General features: G+C 57.0%; 15 protein-coding genes and 13 tRNA genes. 17 read left to right on the forward strand and 11 right to left on the reverse strand.

From position 1 onward, the window contains the following. Window position 1 precedes the first annotated feature (1 nt). Entirely contained in the window at window positions 2-952 is a 951-nt protein-coding gene (locus NO347_RS03740; RefSeq protein WP_256288324.1) for a helix-turn-helix domain-containing protein, read from the reverse strand. Window positions 953-2,322: 1,370 nt separating this feature from the next. Here NO347_RS03740 and NO347_RS03745 point away from each other — a divergent pair. The 16 genes from NO347_RS03745 (at window position 2,323) to NO347_RS03820 (ending at window position 7,341) form a co-directional block, all read left to right on the forward strand. Further along, a tRNA-Gln gene (locus tag NO347_RS03745) sits at window positions 2,323-2,398 on the forward strand. Window positions 2,399-2,404: 6 nt separating this feature from the next. Next, window positions 2,405-2,478: transfer RNA gene (locus NO347_RS03750), tRNA-Asp, on the forward strand. Between the two features lie 252 nt (window positions 2,479-2,730). Then, window positions 2,731-2,803 (forward strand) — tRNA-Pro (locus NO347_RS03755). Window positions 2,804-3,259: 456 nt separating this feature from the next. Beyond that, window positions 3,260-3,345: transfer RNA gene (locus NO347_RS03760), tRNA-Ser, on the forward strand. A gap of 47 nt (window positions 3,346-3,392) precedes the next feature. Then, window positions 3,393-3,474 (forward strand) — tRNA-Leu (locus tag NO347_RS03765). A gap of 31 nt (window positions 3,475-3,505) precedes the next feature. Beyond that, window positions 3,506-3,588, forward strand: a tRNA-Leu gene (locus tag NO347_RS03770). A gap of 3 nt (window positions 3,589-3,591) precedes the next feature. Continuing rightward, a tRNA-Tyr gene (locus tag NO347_RS03775) sits at window positions 3,592-3,663 on the forward strand. Window positions 3,664-3,667: 4 nt separating this feature from the next. Further along, window positions 3,668-3,794, forward strand: a tRNA-Thr gene (locus NO347_RS03780). 108 nt (window positions 3,795-3,902) lie between these two features. Continuing rightward, window positions 3,903-3,975: transfer RNA gene (locus NO347_RS03785), tRNA-Lys, on the forward strand. Window positions 3,976-3,981: 6 nt separating this feature from the next. After that, a tRNA-Asn gene (locus NO347_RS03790) sits at window positions 3,982-4,055 on the forward strand. Window positions 4,056-4,084: 29 nt separating this feature from the next. Further along, window positions 4,085-4,160: transfer RNA gene (locus tag NO347_RS03795), tRNA-Glu, on the forward strand. Between the two features lie 482 nt (window positions 4,161-4,642). After that, window positions 4,643-4,717: transfer RNA gene (locus NO347_RS03800), tRNA-Arg, on the forward strand. Between the two features lie 117 nt (window positions 4,718-4,834). Continuing rightward, a complete protein-coding gene (locus tag NO347_RS03805; RefSeq protein ID WP_256288325.1) occupies window positions 4,835-6,364 on the forward strand; it encodes a TROVE domain-containing protein in 1,530 nt (509 codons plus the stop codon). 27 nt (window positions 6,365-6,391) lie between these two features. Continuing rightward, window positions 6,392-6,464 (forward strand) — tRNA-Gly (locus NO347_RS03810). Window positions 6,465-6,524: 60 nt separating this feature from the next. Next, window positions 6,525-6,818, forward strand: a complete 294-nt coding sequence (locus NO347_RS03815) for a hypothetical protein (RefSeq protein WP_256288326.1) — start codon at window positions 6,525-6,527, stop codon at window positions 6,816-6,818. Window positions 6,819-7,170: 352 nt separating this feature from the next. After that, a complete protein-coding gene (locus NO347_RS03820) occupies window positions 7,171-7,341 on the forward strand; it encodes a hypothetical protein (protein ID WP_256288327.1) in 171 nt (56 codons plus the stop codon). Window positions 7,342-7,689: 348 nt separating this feature from the next. On the opposite strand, the gene NO347_RS03825 is transcribed toward NO347_RS03820, so the two are convergent. After that, window positions 7,690-8,748 (reverse strand): tyrosine-type recombinase/integrase, encoded by a 1,059-nt coding sequence (locus tag NO347_RS03825; RefSeq protein ID WP_256288328.1) that lies wholly within the window; start codon window positions 8,746-8,748, stop codon window positions 7,690-7,692. A 337-nt stretch (window positions 8,749-9,085) separates the two neighbouring features. Between NO347_RS03825 and NO347_RS03830 the strand changes: the two genes are divergently transcribed. Beyond that, window positions 9,086-9,352: a winged helix-turn-helix domain-containing protein gene (locus NO347_RS03830; protein ID WP_256288329.1), complete on the forward strand. Its 267-nt coding sequence runs from the start codon at window positions 9,086-9,088 to the stop codon at window positions 9,350-9,352. A 303-nt stretch (window positions 9,353-9,655) separates the two neighbouring features. Here the strand turns inward: NO347_RS03830 and NO347_RS03835 are convergent, their stop codons facing one another. The 9 genes from NO347_RS03835 to NO347_RS03875 all read right to left on the reverse strand — a co-directional run bounded on the left by NO347_RS03835 (window position 9,656) and on the right by NO347_RS03875 (window position 16,976). Continuing rightward, entirely contained in the window at window positions 9,656-9,940 is a 285-nt protein-coding gene (locus tag NO347_RS03835) for a type II toxin-antitoxin system RelE family toxin (RefSeq protein WP_256288330.1), read from the reverse strand. Then, complete coding sequence (locus NO347_RS03840) at window positions 9,933-10,205, reverse strand: ribbon-helix-helix domain-containing protein (RefSeq protein WP_256288331.1); 273 nt, start codon at window positions 10,203-10,205, stop codon at window positions 9,933-9,935. Before NO347_RS03840 ends, NO347_RS03835 begins: the two co-directional genes overlap by 8 nt. A 205-nt stretch (window positions 10,206-10,410) precedes the next feature. Then, window positions 10,411-12,393: a DUF262 domain-containing protein gene (locus NO347_RS03845; protein WP_256288332.1), complete on the reverse strand. Its 1,983-nt coding sequence runs from the start codon at window positions 12,391-12,393 to the stop codon at window positions 10,411-10,413. 301 nt (window positions 12,394-12,694) lie between these two features. Continuing rightward, entirely contained in the window at window positions 12,695-13,666 is a 972-nt protein-coding gene (locus tag NO347_RS03850) for a hypothetical protein (RefSeq protein WP_256288333.1), read from the reverse strand. After that, window positions 13,659-14,492: a DUF8125 domain-containing protein gene (locus NO347_RS03855; protein WP_256288334.1), complete on the reverse strand. Its 834-nt coding sequence runs from the start codon at window positions 14,490-14,492 to the stop codon at window positions 13,659-13,661. The genes NO347_RS03850 and NO347_RS03855 overlap by 8 nt, the downstream gene beginning before the upstream one ends. Next, entirely contained in the window at window positions 14,492-15,061 is a 570-nt protein-coding gene (locus NO347_RS03860) for a DUF8063 family protein (RefSeq protein WP_256288335.1), read from the reverse strand. Before NO347_RS03860 ends, NO347_RS03855 begins: the two co-directional genes overlap by 1 nt. 29 nt (window positions 15,062-15,090) lie before the next feature. Beyond that, window positions 15,091-15,258, reverse strand: coding sequence for a hypothetical protein (locus tag NO347_RS03865; protein ID WP_256288336.1), 168 nt, complete (start codon window positions 15,256-15,258; stop codon window positions 15,091-15,093). A 4-nt stretch (window positions 15,259-15,262) separates the two neighbouring features. Continuing rightward, window positions 15,263-16,744, reverse strand: a complete 1,482-nt coding sequence (locus NO347_RS03870; RefSeq protein ID WP_256288337.1) for an Env/VP5 family phage fusion protein — start codon at window positions 16,742-16,744, stop codon at window positions 15,263-15,265. Continuing rightward, entirely contained in the window at window positions 16,737-16,976 is a 240-nt protein-coding gene (locus NO347_RS03875; RefSeq protein ID WP_256288338.1) for a hypothetical protein, read from the reverse strand. The genes NO347_RS03870 and NO347_RS03875 overlap by 8 nt, the downstream gene beginning before the upstream one ends. Window positions 16,977-17,026 lie beyond the last annotated feature (50 nt).

The following is a 17,026-nucleotide window of genomic DNA, read 5'->3' on the forward strand; positions in this document are numbered from 1 at the left end:
GCTACGTGACTCCGTACTGTGACTTCAACGACTTATACTCGGTAGGATTCGGAAGCACTGTGTCGCCACCATCCAGCTTCTCGGCCTCGTCCTTGAGAAACGCATACAGGTCCGAGACTGTGGATTCCAAACTGTACCATGTTGCGGTATTGCGTAGCTCCTTCTCGTCGATTTGTACGTGCTCGATGAGGAGGAGCGCGTAGCTCACTCGCCTTGACCCAGTATCGTTCACGAGGCTGTGACAGACAATTTGGGCAGGCGTGAGGGGCTCGTCTGGTGCGTACCAGAATGCCGGTTCACCTGCCAGGAAGAACTGCAGGTCGAATGTGACGAACCGCGCAAGCCCGGTCATCTCCCACTCGTCAGCGGCTTGGAGAGCCGCGGTGTCGTCTTTGGTGTGGACGTGGACAAGTGCCCGCTCAGGATCGAACCACTCGACTGTTGCACTTGGCGCGAGACGCCGGACACGGGCGCGGTGCTCGTGGAGGATAACGGCTTCTGCGAAGTCGTGTAACGGTTGTAGGCTGGGGACGAGCGCGTACTCTGGCCCGGATGGGAAGAGCATCGCGCGATGTTTCAACGGATCCAGCGCGTGGTGGACCGCCTGTCGCGTGATGTCAAGTCTATCTGCAATTGTTGTTGCGCGTCGAGGTTCATCCAGAAACCAGCAAATGCGTATTGTTGCCGGCGAGAGCAAATCTGGCCAGTCAACGTGCCCCAGTTTAGAGATCAGGCTTCGGTACGCTTCGATCACCGGATGGCCAGTAACGCACAGAAGCCGCTGATTGTGGTGCCCTCTGGACTCGTCAATGAGCCCTTCGGTGAGTAACTCGTCGGCCGTCCGGTAGATCTGCGAAGTGCTGATCCCAGTTTCGTCTGCGAGCTCGTGGACGGTCGCTTCACGCCCACCGTGAAGAGCGTCGATGAGTTCGAGTCCCGCGTTCGTAAGCACTGCTGTAAAATAAAATAGCGAATCACTAATAAGTGTTACCGAGAATTGATTTACAGTAGCCTACTCCAATCAGTCGTTGGGTCGAACAGGCGGTGATGGTTTTCGAGCCACTCGATCTCGTGGTACGTCACGTCATCCTGGATGTCGTATTCTAACGGAAGCGGATTAGAGGGGCGATTCGTGTAGGTGAGGTTAATTTCGATACAGGGACCATGCTCGGAGATGCAATCAAATCCTTCGTCAGTGGGAGTCACGACGCTGAACCACCGGATTTGGAACCCGAAGTGGTCGCAAATATCTCTGACGACTGCCGCATCACAATAGGGCGTATGAATCCACAGCTCGCCGCCAGCGTACGCCTAATCCTTGACGCACCAAACTTCATCAAGTGACCGGAGAAATCCCGCTGCGCGGTTGTAGTGCGCCTCAGTCAGGCGTTCCCACCAGTAGTATCGCTCGACCTGATCGACGAGCAACTGGAGGCAGTCGCTACACACATCGTACTCAGAGTCACCAAGCGAGACATCGTGGAGTTCGGCATAGTGCGTGGTGTCGCACGCATCGCACGCCAGGATGGAGGTTGTCTCCCGACACGAAGAACAGTCGGTCGGGTCAATCGGTTGAGGAGGCGCGTCGCTACACTCTGTCTGGTCAGACTTGCCTGCGTCAGTATTCTCGGTCATTGGTCTCTAACCGAGAACCATCAGTCACACACTGTGACTGGGTCCCCGGCTAGAACTCGACCGACGGGAGACCAACCATCTGTTCTAACAGACAGCCGTTTACTGTAAATAGTTTCTGTGCACTCCAGCAGTGACCTCTAACAATGTACCTGGCGCAGGACTTCACGACCTCCTTGTCTATGGTTACCACACCCTGACTAACTTTAATACAGTTGCCACGATATCCCGTAATTGACGTCCGAAACAAATCTCGAAAACGGAGAATTTCGCAACATGGTCGATACTCGCTTCAAATCGCGGCGTGCTCGTTCTCGCTTAGCCGCGGGTCGCGTGTTCGGCGAGTATCTACAAGACCAGCGTGCGAAGAGTTCGGCCGGGAATCACTGGGCTTGCGTCGCCATCGAACGCGAAAGTGCGACGCACTCCGGCGATCTCCGGACACTCTCACCCGCATAACCCGGCTCCCACGCGGACTACCCGTCAGGGGCTGGGGAACACGGGATTGCCGCCTGCTTTCGCCTAGTACTCGCTTAGCTCACAGCGTCACGCGAGTACGGCGACTGAAGCTCGCGGCAGTTTGGTCTGCGTTCGTTCCTGACCGTGGAACGAACGAGCGATTCCGTACGCGCTGAGCGTACGAGGAGTCGCTAGCACACATCCCCCGCAGCGTTAGCTGCGGCTACGTCGAGCCCCGGAGTCTCCGCTGGCGAGGGACGCCGGACTTTGAATCCGGAGGTCGCCGGTTCGATTCCGGCCGGGGCGACTGCATGCCGACGTGGTGTAATCCGGCGAGCATACGGTCCTGTCACGACCGTGATCCGGGTTCGAACCCCGGCGTCGGCGTAGACGCGTGGACAAACCACGTGGGGATACCCATCGAGGTAGGCAGCCCGTTGGTGCGATCAGCTGGATCGTTCCCACGATGCTGGGCCCAGCAGGGTCTGCAACCTACATGAGCCGGTGTGGTATTCCCGGGAGCACCCGAAGTACGCCCCCGCGATGAGACACGTAATCACGACTACCCGTTCGTGGTTGCGCAGTTGGAAACAGTCGTACAGATAGATAACTAACTGCCGAACGCTCGGCAGTACCCGTGAGCCGATAGTCCAGCGGACGACGATCTGTGCCTTGGGCGCACAGGACCGAGGTTCGAATCCTCGTCGGCTCAGTGTGCCGTGTCTGGGGAATGGTGACCCCACTGGCCTGCTACGCCAGCCCCGGCGACGGGTTCCCGGTTCAACTCCGGGACACGGCGTGATGCCAAAGAAGGTCTGCCCTGACTGCGAGGAAAAAGCGTTCCGGCACGTCCCACTCGGTGAAACAACGTCCATCGACACGATTGGAAGCGTGAGAATCTGCGTCACCGACGAAGGCACGTACTTTCACGGAACGAGGTGACCGCCATTCGCCCCTGCCGTGACTGGGTGCTGGTGAACTTACTCACCCCGAAACCGAGGGTCAGAAGCTGAGCAATACGCATCTTCCGACAGCCCGTGAGTAACGCGAAGGAGGCTCGTCGGAGCAAGCTCCGACGGCGTGTGGTGAGACAAGCAGATTGGTGACTGTGCTCGGTTTGAAACCGAGAGCTGCGAGGCTTCGGAGTTCGAATCTCCGTCTCACTGTTGGCGGGATTTCCCTAGCCCGGCCAAGGGACCGCGTTGGAAGCGCGGCGTCCGCGAGGGCACGAGTGTTCAAATCACTCTCCCGCCGCTGCGTGCCGAGGTGATTCGCAGAGTCGTTAGCGATTCTCGAATTGCGCCGCCATGCCAGAGTGGTCAAACGGACACGGTCGAGGACCGTGTGGTTAGTCCTTCCCAGGTTCGAATCCTGGTGGCGGCATGCCGGTTACTGTACCGGTAGACGATTCCCTGTCGCCGTACCCAAGTGGTCAACGGGAAGCGGCTCAGAACCGCTGGCGTAGGTCCTTCCGAGGTTCGAATCCTCGCGGCGACATTTCTCTCCGTAGTCGAGCGGTCACGACGCCTCCCTGTAGAGGAGGAGACGCACGTTCGAGTCGTGCCGGAGAGACTTCGGGGCGGTGGAAGAGCCTGGCATTTACACACTCTCGCCGAGTTTTCACCGGAGAACCGGTGCGACGGAGAGAGTTCCTTCATCTCACTTGTAACGAGAACACGCAGGTTCGAATCCTGCCCGTCCCACTGGCCGATGACCCTTTCCAGGAGAGGCCAACCCGCTCCAGTGGAGTAGTGGCCAAACTCACGGCCCTCACGGCCGAGCCCCCGGTTCGAATCCGGGCTGGAGCATGTGGGCCCGGAGCCTATGAGGACAGGCGAGCGGCTTTTAACCGCAGGATAGCGGGTTCGAATCCCGTCGGGCCCTCTCGGTGCCTGGGAGACCCCCCTGGTGGGGGTGCCGGGCTGTTACCCCGGTCGCAGGAGGTTCGAGTCCTTCCCCAGGCGCTCGGAACCACTAGTTCCATAGCAGTGATGCTCCCGGAGTCTCCGTTGGCGAGGGACGCCAGCCTTTCAAGCTGGAGGTCGGGGGTTCGATTCCCCTCGGGAGCACTCGGGAACTGGCAGTGGACAGCGACGCTCTGCGTCGTACCATCGAGGTAGCGACGTAGACCGGTGACGCGTCCCCTGTCGGTTCCCATAGCGTGCGGTCGACGAGACGGTGCGTTCCTTCAGCCCGCAAGGCCCACACCGGGAGTCATAGCCCGTCGCGCCGTCAGTTTCCCGACCGCACGTGGCGACCGTCGAGTCGGGGTGTTGCTTCGCCAGGAACTCGCAGGTTCAAATCCTGTCGGTGGCCTCGTCCATCGAGAACATCCCGGACAAAGAGAGCACGTGGGTGCTCTCGACACCGGATCCGCCTCGACAGTTTCCCGGTCGCCATCACTCATCCCGTGGCCGTCGAGTTGGAGCCATCCTTCGCCTCTGGAGCCGGAAGTCCGGGTTCGAATCCCGGCGGTGGAATCTGTTCGTCCACCGTAGTGTAATCTGGTAGCACGCTGTTCAGGCTTCAGCAGTTTTCCGGCCACGTCCTTGTCTCCGTAGCTCAGCCAGGACAGAGCACCGGCCTTCGAAGCCGGGTGTCGCACGTTCGAATCGTGCCGGGGACGTCCAGCCGAACGAAGTGAGGCTGGGCTCGGGAGACGTCTTCTCCCGGCGTTCGCTGCTCGCACTACGTGTGAACAGCACCGGTATCGGAGTCGCCTGTTGCGGCTCCGCGTGATAGTATGGAATTCAACAGGCCAAAGCAAACGGTCGCGGAGGCGACGCGAACCACCAACTACGAAGGTGGGGAAGCGTTCGAGCCTGCGGACCCTCGACTCGCACTGTACAAGCGCACGATCAACCAACTGCTGGAGGGCTCGTTCTACGAGACCGATGACGAACAACTCGCTGCTGTCGTCCGACGGTTCGACGCCGCGGCAGACGAGGATCCGGAGTTCGTCCTGAAACTCGCCGCGTACGCGCGCCAGGAACTCTACCTACGGGACATTCCACAGGTCCTGCTCGTACTGGCAGCCAACGACAACCGGTTCAAGGACGACTCACCCGAGTCACTCATCCGCGAGTGGGCCCCGGCGATCATCCAGCGAATGGACGAGACGGCAACCGTGCTCGCCATCCACGACCAGCTGTTCGGCGGGACTGCCCCGTGGCCGCTTCGACGTGGGGTCGAAGACGCGCTCGTCTCGATGGCGGACGCCTACACCCTGGGCAAGTACGAGCTGTCGCGGCGCGAGGTGACGCTGCACGACGTGTTCAATCGCGTCCACCCCAAGCCGGTCGACGCCGACCAGGAGGTGCTGTTCGAGCGGTTCATGCGCGGCGATCTCGACGACTATCCCGACGTCGAACCACTGCCGTCGCCGAACACTTGGGAGACAGTTATCTCTGAGCGCGGCAACACCCGAGACGCGTGGGAGACGCTCATCGAGGACGACGCGTACACGCTGCCGATCTTCGCATCGATCCGAAACCTCCGGAACATGCTCGAAGCAGGCGTCGACGAGGACACCGTCGTGGACCACCTCGACCTGGAAGCAGTCCGGCACGCGCCGCTGTACCCGTTCCGGTACTACCAGGCGTACACCGCACTCCAGAATGCTGACGTCCAGGCACCAGCGGTCGAGCGGTGGCTGGAGGACGCAATCGACGTTGCTGTCGAGACGGTGCCTGACGGGCTCGGAGACACGTTTGTCGCCGTGGACCTCTCAGGGTCGATGGACATGGCGCTGTCCAAGAACAGCACGCTCAGGCTGAAGGAGATCGGTGCGTTGTTCGGGGCGATCCTGGCCGACCAAGGTGCGGAGATCGGCGGGTTCGGTGACGACTTCCAGACCGTTCCGATGCACGTGGACACGCCAGTACTGCAGCGTCAAGATGCGGTGCTGGCCATCGATGAGGATGTCGGGAACTCGACGAACGGCTGGAAGGCATTGGAGTATCTCCGCGAGCGTGAAGAGCCCATTGAGCGAGTCGTCGTCTTCACCGACATGCAGATCTGGGACAGCACGCCATTCACGGCGCGTGATAACCAGACGGTCAAGGCGGCGTTCGATGCGTATCGGAACGAGGTCTCCTCGGACACCGCGTTGTATCTCGTCGATCTTGCGTCCTACGGCGACCTCGTGACGCCGGAGGGATACGAGAACGTCTACAACGTCTCCGGCTGGTCCGAGAACGTCCTCTCGTTCATCGAACACGCCGAAAACCCGAAGCAGGTCATCGATGAGATCGACGCGTTCGAACCTGCATAGCGTTGCTCTCTCATCTTTCTTCGTCAAGCGCGAATAGTGTAGTTCGGTATCACGAGGTCGTGCCACGACCGAGACGGGCGTTCGAATCGCCCCTCGCGCACTCAGAGCGTAGCTCGTGAATCAGATAGCCCGAGCGACGCTCTTCAACAGAGGTGACATCATGGCAATCTCCAGTGACAACGACCCCGAACCGACGACGACTGCTGTCGTCACGATCCGCATCCCATGTGGTGAAGACAGCGATCTCGTCACCGACGCCGAAGAGCGCCTCTTGCGGGCCGAGGACATCAATACCGTCACGGTTGACGATCTGCACGGTATCGATCCGAAGCTTTCGGCAACGGCAATCACCATCGGTATCACGCTTTGCTGGACCAGTACAATGACCAATGCGGAGATGAGGAGACGGCTTGTCGAGGTCCCCGGCCTTGAGTCAATCGAACGGATCGGATGAGGCGTCATGAACACACTAGTGAGCGACAAGTCCGACGTTGATTCGGAGTAGACGAGTGTCTGCGGTACAACCTGAATAGTGGAACTGCACAACGTAGGTACCCTCTCATGTACCTACGTATGTACGTGAGTACGTACACGAGAGTGTACCACGAGGCGGAGGTAGATTTTAGAAGAGGAGTCACTTTGTCGACGGCATGTTTCGACGGTCGTTCCTCGGTGCTCTCTCAGCAGTACCGTCACTTCCGCTGATCCCCGACCGAGTCCGCCGGGATCAGAGCCCGCCCGTACCGTCCGAAGACAATTTCATGTTCTGGTTCCACTTCTATGGGGCCATCCAACGTGACCGGCCAATGAGCACGGAATGGGCGCGCGAAAAGACCGTGGAGGAGTTGGATCTGCAGAACCTCACCGACGCCGAAGCCGTCCGGCTCTTAGAATTAGCGAACGAAGGGGTGTACGACACTGATGACGTGCCCGAACGATGGCGCACCCTCTTCGAGAGGCTGGAACAGGAACTCTGAGGGGCGAGGAATTGCGCGGAAGCAGAAGGAATTCTATCTGAATTGCTGAGGTGCGTGGTGGGATGAGAGTCGAAGTTGGACGGCAAAACCTCTCGCGCGCGCCGCCAATTACACCTTCTACCCAAGAATTATGTCCCCACAGTGTCATTCAAATGCAAGCGAATCGCATGACACCGGCGACCCCCGTTCCGAAACGTGATGAAATCAAAACGGCCGAAGAGGGGTTCCTTTATAAGCGCCGTACCGCCGTCTGCCAAATGTTGCCCGTCACGCAGAATGATGGGCGCTGCAGGTCTCCACCGATCGGATTTTGACCGTATTTTCTGAGTTTTTGTATCATCGTTGTGACTATTGAAGGAATTCCCAGCGTCGATTCGCCTTCTCTCGATCCGAGGCACGATCATAATGCAGATCGAGCACGTCCTCGGATGCATTCAGCCGATCCGAAACCACCCCGCGCGGAACGCCGTCGTTCCGATACCGAGTCACGCGGGCCTTCCGGACGTCGTGCGTTGACCGCGCAGAGGGACACTTACTCATCGGACCCGGACCAGCCCAGTCACACGTCGTCGGGTCCTCACCGTGCGGACACTCAACACCGACCTTGCACGGTCGAGTCCAGCGATAGAAGGTATTCCGGATAGCCGTCGACGAGACCCGACCTTGCCGCGTTGTGATCAACGGAGACCGACCGTAGTCGTCTACCTTATCGATCCGAGGACCGTCGATGTAATCCTGCAAGACCTGGGCGACTCGGCGACTAATCCTGTTGACCCGTTCACCGTCGTACTGGTTCTTGAGGGGAGTTCCCTCGTTCGGGCGGTGGTGGAGTTCGATGTACGGCTCCTTGTCGTCGAGGTATGTGTCTTCGAGATCGAGAGACCGAAGCCCGCCCGAACGCATTCCGGTGTGCCACACCAGAGCCCAGATCGCGTGATCACGAGAGCCGTACTGGTAGGTATTCAAGTAGTCGAGAATCTTCGGAACGCGCTCTGGCGCGATCGTCGAATCACTGACTTGGTCCGCCTTCGACAACGCCGGGAGGTCGACGCGCTCGTATAGCTCTGGAGGGACAGCTTCGATCTGGCCGCAGAAGCGGAGGAACGTGCGGACAGTAGTGAGTGCGCTCGATAACGTCCGCGGTGCGATCTCACCATCTTTCCCCTTCGAGTATCCTCCGGCACGCCGCCACTGACGGAACTGGAAGATGTCGCGTCCGGAGAGAGTATTCATATTCTCGATTTCAGCTTCTTCGCGACACCATTCGATGAAGGCGCGAAGGTGGCTCTCCTGAGATTGCTGGGTCCAGTCGGCTGCTTCGTCTCGGAGCGATTCGAGATACAGGTCCCGAGCCTCACCTGGAGAAATTGGTCGGAGATTGTTCTCTCCGCTTGAGGCGTCACTCACCAGTACTCACCTCGATCGAACTGGCGAGAGAGCCGATGCTGTTTTCAGAATGCGCCGTTTCGTCCTTCGTGCGGGCTCTGCCCGCGAAGATGGCTTTGCTCATCACAGAGGACGAAGCCACCTTTGGGACCGTGTTGTAGCACGGTCCCGCTCTTCATCAACCGACCAGAGTCATCAGTATCCTACCCGGTAGCTCCGCACGACCACAATAACACTCGCAGTGCATAAATACACAGGTTGTTCTTAGAAAGACTGAAAGTGAGATTTAACCCAAAGTGTTACAACTAAGACTACGTGGTATTAAGCACACAACTGAATGCGGAAATCCGCAGCTTGGATGACTCTCTGGGACGATCGTATCCTGGAGATCATTAACGACGAGGGATCAGGGACCGCCACCGAGCTTGCGGACCACAGATATATTCGAGTATCGAGATCGCAGATATCTCGGCGGCTGAAAAAATTGGCCGAGCACGGGCTGCTTCAACCCTTGGGAAACGGAGTATATGTAATTACAGATACTGGTGAGGACTATTTGGAAGGGGAATTAGATGCCGGCCAATTGCCTGAAGCCGACGAAGAACCCGAATCCTCAACAGCATAGATGTCAAGTCGGAAATCTGCCAACTGGATGCAGCAAGTCGACGAACGAATTTTAGAGCATTTGGCGGAAGACAGCTGGGCAACCCCTTCGACGATAGCATCCGACTCCCGATTTGAGGAACTACAGGTGTCACAAAACCACATTCGTGAGCGTTGTCAGGAATTGGTACAGCGTGAATTAATCGCACCTGTTTACGATGATATGTACGAGATCACATCTTGGGGACTGGCATATCTCCGAGGTGACTTGGACGCTGGAACTCTGCCCCGGTGGCCAGGCGGGTTCTAATACATAGATTCCGAGCTAGTCGTCATCCGCTTTGTATGCTCCTCTCCGGCGCTCTATCGTGAAGATGATGATTACGTTCTCCTCGTAGTCACACTCGGAACCGAGACGGAACTGCCCGATCCGGATTCGCGAATGCGGCGCGCCCGTCAGTGGTGTCATATACTCATCCGGATCGCGCCACTGGTCGTTTACTATGTCGTCGAGTTTGTCCGTGATCCGGTTCTGGGCGTGCTCGTCGAGGTCGTCGTAAGTCCGTTTTGCGGGTTTCTTGAACTCCCAAGTCCAGTCGTCGTCACTCATCGTCGCCTAAGACTTCCTCGCGAGAGAACGACTCATCATCACCCGTCCGCCGAGCGTGTTCAACAGCGGCGATCTCTTTCCAGCTCTCCCGAGTAAGGCCGGGATGGCGGACGGCATCGCGAAGTGCATCGCGAATGAACTCGCTTCGGCTGTTGTACCCTTCTTCTTGCCACGTGGCATCAATATCTTCGAGGAACATCTCCGTCACTCGGATATTGATGTTAGTCTTTTCTGGGCCGCCGTCGGCTGTATCCGCGTTCGACATACATATGTGTTACAGCCAGTGGATAATGAGTGTTCGGACAAGGCATCTACTCGCGCGACCCCCCACAAGGAGGGGCCGCGCGATCTACTAGCGACTACCCACCTAGAAGGTTATATATACGTAGGTGGGTCTGTGGGTAGTATTTTTGCGAGCTTTTTAACAATCGTATTTGGTACTGAAACAACCGTTCGATATATTTACGTATTCATCCCCACCTCTCGCTGATAAATTCGAGTAATTCCTCGTTACGTGCGGATACATCCGCCACTGTGAATTCTGGGCCGTCAAGGTCTCCAAGGACTTTCAACGAGGAATTGGAGTATATCTCGTTGTATTTGGATTCAAACGAAGAATTTCCTTCAGACTGGTTTTCTCCATTACTGAGTACGGCTAGGTTACCGAGTCGATTCCGATTCACTATGTGGTCTTCAAGTTTGTTACCTTCCTCTGCATTCTTCGGAACAAGATGTTCCACTTGGAAATTTTTCCGAAACTCATGATAAGGCGCAAGCGAGAGAAGTCCGGATGGACCTCTCAAACTGCGCTCGTATTCATATATAATATATTTCACAACCTCGTTATTTCTTACTCCCCCCCAACCCGAAGTGAAAGATCCATCCAGGACGTCAGGCGTATCTAAGAAGTCAGATGCAACTTCTTCAATAGGAGCAATCCGCTCTCTTTTTTCGATGATCCGTTCAATCGCGTCCTTAATCCCAAGCTCTTTTGATTGATATCCGACGTATCGGTTGGCATCAGAATTGAACACCTCAGCTACCTGTTCTGGGTCAACATCTGACCAATACAAATCGTTAGCAATTGAGGATAGAGAATTGACGTATCCTTGCGCACCGTGGGACATAACCAAACTGTATCTGAAAACAAGCTTTTCCAGTTGGGCTACTATATCGGCGAATTCTGGAGATCTGACACCGAATTTGTCAGCTGTTGCAAACAATATTGGGGTGGTCGCAGACTGGGATCCAGCGTGTAGAAACAGAAGTTGAACCATTCTCACAGAGACATTAATTGGCGAATTATGGCCTCTATCAGGCTCAAAGTATTTCTCTGCAAATTTATCTCTATCAGTGAGGTACGGATATAATTCTGAAAAGTTCTCAAGCGAATTTAGGTATGGATTAATAAAAGATTCAAAATCAGGCCTTTGAACACTTGCGAAGTCATTTAAATCGGAAAGACGCCGGTGAATCTCTGAGGGGCCAGATCGTTTCGACCGAGAGTCAGAACGCTCACTGGTAAACACTTCCCAGTGAATTCTCGCTAGGTCATCAACTTCGGTGTCAGAGAATCCATCGTGAACTGTAACATTCCTCACTATACTGTTAAACCTCTGATATACCTCCTTAGAATCTAGCTTCTTTGATTGGGAAGCACAGTAGACCAAATGGCTTCGGATCTTATCATGAAGCCGAAGATCTCTGCCACGATCATTAATCACTTTAAACATTCGCGCGGCTTCATCAACATCTTCCACAACTTTTACGTTAACCTCAAACCGTTGAGTGATAATCTGGACAATATTATTCAGGAATTTGTAATATCCCGCATAGTCTACTGTATTATTTTGATATTTAGTATCTCTCCATTCCGCCAATCGAGACAGAGTGGTTGCTTTAGCTCTCGCAATTTTTCTTTCAGCCTCGACGAGACCATCTTGTGCAAGATAACTTTCTGGAGATGTACTGCCAAGAATGACGTTGTCATATGCCTCTTCTGCGAGTCCACCCAGCTGAATCCGTTCGATACCGCCGTACTCAATATATTTTTCCGCGATATTTTTTCTCCGCTCCTCAATCGTACTAGAAAAGTCTGCGCTAATATCCCGGCTCTTTTCGATAGTCGCCATTTCATCAATTATTGCAGAAATAACAATCGCGACTGTTGCTAATCTCTGTTGTCCGTCGACTATACCGTAATTATCAAACTCTTCGTAGTCTGTAGGCTCGATATCTCCTCGCTCTTCTAAGACAATGGTTCCAAAATAATGATCTAATCTTTCCTCTGATTCTGAATTATAATTTTGTTTATATACGAACTCAATATCGTCCACCAAATCATCCACATTAGATACCTCCCAAGCATAATCTCTCTGATAGTTTGGGATCTCAAAGTACGATTGACTGAATACTGAGGACAAAGAGAAATTGTCATCGGGGGTTCCATCCATATGATGGGCTTAACGTCAGGATAAATAATAATTGGGCCTACGGAGTCCTGTAATTGAGAGGTTACAACAATATATGAAATAATCCTCTCCTAACTAATTGCCCTAGGATGTTGTCTACCGCTATCTACCTAGAGAAAAAAAGATAATTGAGAATCCCTCCGCGTCGACGGTACGGCCACGTTCCGGGCGTGCGGCGCTGCGCGCCGTTCCGGGCTACCGCTGGGTCCGTTGCGTCTCGCTCCGGTCACAGGAGGACCGCTACCGCAGCCACGTGGGACCGCCCCGACGGTAGACTCCGTCCCTAGTCGTCGGGGCCACGATCGCGAAGTTCTGCTAAGAGTTCCGACCAGGAGAGGTCAAGGTCGAACAGGTTCGAGCGGAGGTTCCAGCTCCACGGGGCAGGCTCGTCGGGATCGTACTCTACCGCCGTCGCCTCGAGTGATTCGACCGGACCACCGAACAACTGCTCTGTTGGGCGATCCGAGTCCGCGGGCCAGCGACGGTAGAACTCGATAGTCTTTGGCTCAGTCTTGTAGAACGCCAGCGACGTGAGGCGCTTCATCTCCGGATCAACGTCTTTCCCCGTGTGGCCGATCACGATCACCAGCTCGACGCCGAGTTTACTCATCCGCTTGAGTAAGGGAGACCACTGGGTGGCAACATCGTGAGAGTTCGTCCGCGCGTCGAAGTGGGTCGAGCCCTCGTCGATCACGACTGCTTTCGGCCGGTCGCGGTGTTCCAGTAGGCGCTCGGCGAGATCGTGGCAGGTCGTTACTCGTTCGTCGACGATGCTCGCGCGGGCGTTGCTCAGGATCAGGAGGTCGTCCCAGAGCGTCCGACCGAGTTCGACTAAGAGCCACGCACTGTTCGTCTTCCCGGTATTCGGATCACCAGCCGCGAGGACGGTAGTGAGCGCGCCATCGCGATCGAGTTCGTCGAGGATGCGAGCCGGGAGCGTGAGGGCGCTTGCGTCGAGATCCTGTTCAGTAATCCCGACGAGGTAGGACATCGCCTCACCGTCCCCTTGTTTGACCGCTCGCGTGGCGCTTTCCGAACGGAGGTGCGCGTCGACGATCTGGCCGAGCCGTGTCTCCTCGAACGCGCCGAGTTCGTCGCTGATCGGCTCATCGTGGAGGAACGAGAGAACATCGTGGTCCTCCTGGTCGAGCGGGAGGCCAGCGTGCGAGAGCAGATCGGCCTCGTTGTCCATCCGACCGCGGGCCTGTTCGTAGAGCTTCGCTGCGGTCAAGAGGTGTTCGTTAACGTCAGTCATCGGTTGCAGCCTCCGTTTGGTTCGAGGCAGCTGCTTGGGCCGCGGCATCGAGATCGGGACCGTCGAACTCGTCGAGCGGGTCGTCATCGTCGCGATCGCGGATATGCCGGTCGAGTTCGAACTGTTCTATCGCGTCGTCGATGGCCTGATTGATCGACTCGCCACGATCGGGGAGCGTCGACTTCTCGAAGGTCTGGACCACAGAGAGGACAGCCTGTCTCGTGGCAGACCGGACGATCGAGAAGACTTGCGTCTCGATCGCGAACCCGCGCTGGGCATCTTCTTCGAGGACGTTCCGAAGTTCGTGTACCTTCGAGAGTGCGATCATCAGCTCGCGGTCGTCGAGCGTGCCGGGCCAGACACCTTCGACCGTGTTTGCTTCGAGATCGACGTTCTTCCCGAACGCGAGCGAGGGGCTGGACCAGTAGAGCTGTCCGTCGACGACTTCGACCTCTTTCCAGCGGGGACGGGGCCAGCGGTAAATCCCGGCACCATCGAGGTCGAGGAGATCGACGTCGACGAGCCAGACCCAACCGGGGCCGTCAATAAGATCGAGGGTTTTCGCTGCTGTCCACCGACCGACCGTGAAGGTCGAGACGATGAAGGCGATTGTCCCGATCCGAACCGTACGCGGGACTGAGGTACCAGTGGCGATCAGGACAGCGAAGACGACCAGGGCAGCAGCGCCAAGCAGGTACTTCCCACGAACGACGAGCCAGACGAGCGCGCGGAACCAACGGGGGTCGTCGGGCTGGTCAGTATGGCCGGTGCGTGTCTCCTCGGGCGTCGCTTCTTCCGGTTGGTCGGGATCTGATTGTTCGGGCATCAAGCAACACGCTCCCCGTTCTTGTTGACCGCAGAGCGTTCAACGACAAGCCGGTACAAGACCATCAGCGCAACACCAGACGCAGAGGCGAGCGCAGCATCCCGAACATCAGCCGCGGTCCAAGGGCCAGAGATCAGCGCGCTGCCTTCGGTAGTCTGGACGAAGTGGACGACGCCGTTCTGCTGGGAGAGATCCGTCGAGATCCAGACCCGAGTGTTCGGCGGTGCCTCGATTTGGACCTCCGTTGTTTCGCCCGGTTGCAGGTAGCGTTTGGTGAACGTGGCCGAGCCAGTCGACGAGCCAGTGTCCTCGATGACCAAGAGCGAGATCGGTGCGTACCGATCCGCCTCGAAGGTCAAGGTCAGTGTGCCGGTATTTCGGTTGTACCGTTTGTCGACGAGATCAGTATGCCGATCGACCGCCAAGAGCGAAGTCGAGTTCGTCGACGAGCTGCTGGGCGTCGCGGTCGTCGTCGAGGTCGCAGTCGGTTCGTCGGACTGTGCCGCCGCTGGTGGCGCGACGAGGAGTCCGAGGACTAAGCACGCGATGAGTGCGAGTTTGTGGTTCATAGCGGGTAGGGGTGAAAAGGATTAGTTCGCTACCAGAGCGAGTCGAGACCGAGGCCGGTCCAGCGCCAGTCGGGGAGGCCGAGGAGATCGAGGCCGATCCCGATCACGTCGACTCCAGCGAGGTGTGCGCCGAGGACCAGCAGCGCGATCCCGGCGATCGAGCGCACTGGTAGGAGACTGGCCAGGAGCCAGTACATACGCTTAGTTCGACCTCCCGCCGAGCAGGAGCGCAGCAGCGGCAACCAAGCCGATAGCGAGCATCGTCTGGTTGTCGAGGCCGGAGCCGGAGCCACCACCGCCGGACGGTTCACGCGACTCGATCTCCTTACGGAGGTCGGTTAGTTGAGTCTGCATTTCGTTCAGCTCCGAGGTGTTGGCCGTCTTGTAGACGTAGTTCGTGGTGTTGACCTGCGTGACGTTAGCACCAGTCTGGGAGCGCATTTGCTCGATGGTGAAGTTCGTGCCCTCGGCGAAGTCGAGCTTCTGGCCATCGACCGTAGCGAGAAACACCGGACCAGTGATATTGCCAGTGTTGTATGTGACGTTCGTCTCCCAACCGTCGCCAGGCGCATTCCGGGCGAGGACGATCCCCGTGTAGGTGTTACCTTGGTAGGTCACGTCCATCGTACCGGAACTGCTCATATTGGGTGTGTCAAAGCCCATCATCGCGAGCGCGGCCGTCGAGTCGTACAGCGACTGGGACCCGTCAGATTGAGTCGCGTACTCGAACATCGCGGTGTTGGCCGATATCACGTCGGAAGCGTTAGCTTCGCCAGCCGAGAAGTCGGCGTAGGTCGCGTTAACGAAGTTCTCGGCTTCGGCCTGTAGGTTGCTGTTCCGGGTTTGAATCTCATTCCAACTCGCCGCGAAGTCCTCCACCTCGAACACAGTCAGCGTATCGTAGTTACCGTCCGGGGGGTGAATATCGAAGTTCACGTCGCTGAAGTGAGAGTCGTCCGCGCCGGACATCCCCGCTGCGTGGAGGTAGGCCGTACCATCGTAGTTGTTCACCTGATTGGTTTGGGTGAACGGGACGTGGACCTGTGCAGTGGTAGCGGTACTACCATTGACGAGGCTCAGAGACCTGGTTCCGCCGAAGTTCCATGAGGCACCCTCACCAGAATGAGCCCATTCGATACTCGGCGAGACGAACGAGGTCGATATATCGGTCTCGTTCGTAGCCTGCTCGCGCAGGTAGCGGTAGTTCGACAGCGAAGTGTTCCACTGCTTGATTTGGTTTATCTGCTTCGTGGCATAGTAGTTCGAGATCGCTTGGCGCGCCTCAACAAGCGCCTGCTCTTGAGACATACCGTCCTGGTAGGCCTCAGCGACGGCGACCTGCATCTTCATCCAGGCAACCGACTCGGTGTCGTTGAGGTAGTTCCCGTAAACTGTGTTGAAGGTTTCGAGGTTTGCTTTCTCAGCCGAGCCAGTCGAGTAAATGTCGACCTTGGTCTGGTTGGCGTCGGACTGCTTCATATCCTCGATGGCGTCATTCGTGGGAGCGCACTCGGCAGTGCCGGACCCAGTGAGGCCAAGCGAAACTGCGTTCTTGATGAACGAAACCAAACCAGAACACTCGCTGTCAGTGAGTGTCTGCGCGGAGGCCGCGCCGGTCGAGGCCGTTATGCCTGAAGTGACGAGCAGGAAGGCCATCAAGATTGAAGCGAACTTGCTACGCATCGGGATCACCTCCGAGGTCCTTGATCGCTTTGCGGTCGAGGCCATCGGGCAGCTCGTCGCGATCGTCGTCATCGGGATAGACGAGGTTCGCGGCGAGGAGGCCGAGCGCAAGCGGGACGAAAGAAATCAGCGGGAAGCTACCGTCATACACGGACAGGTCAGTGATGACCGTGGCGAGGGTCGAGAAGCCAGCGCCGAGGACGACCGAGGTCGCCGCGACAGCGCGGCTCATAGTAGACCCTCCGTGAGGAGCTTCGAGAGCAGGGCGAACGCGGTCACGCC

Origin of the sequence: Halobellus inordinatus (assembly GCF_024464655.1) — an archaeon.
GTDB classification, from domain to species: Archaea; Halobacteriota; Halobacteria; order Halobacteriales; family Haloferacaceae; genus Haloquadratum; species Haloquadratum inordinatus.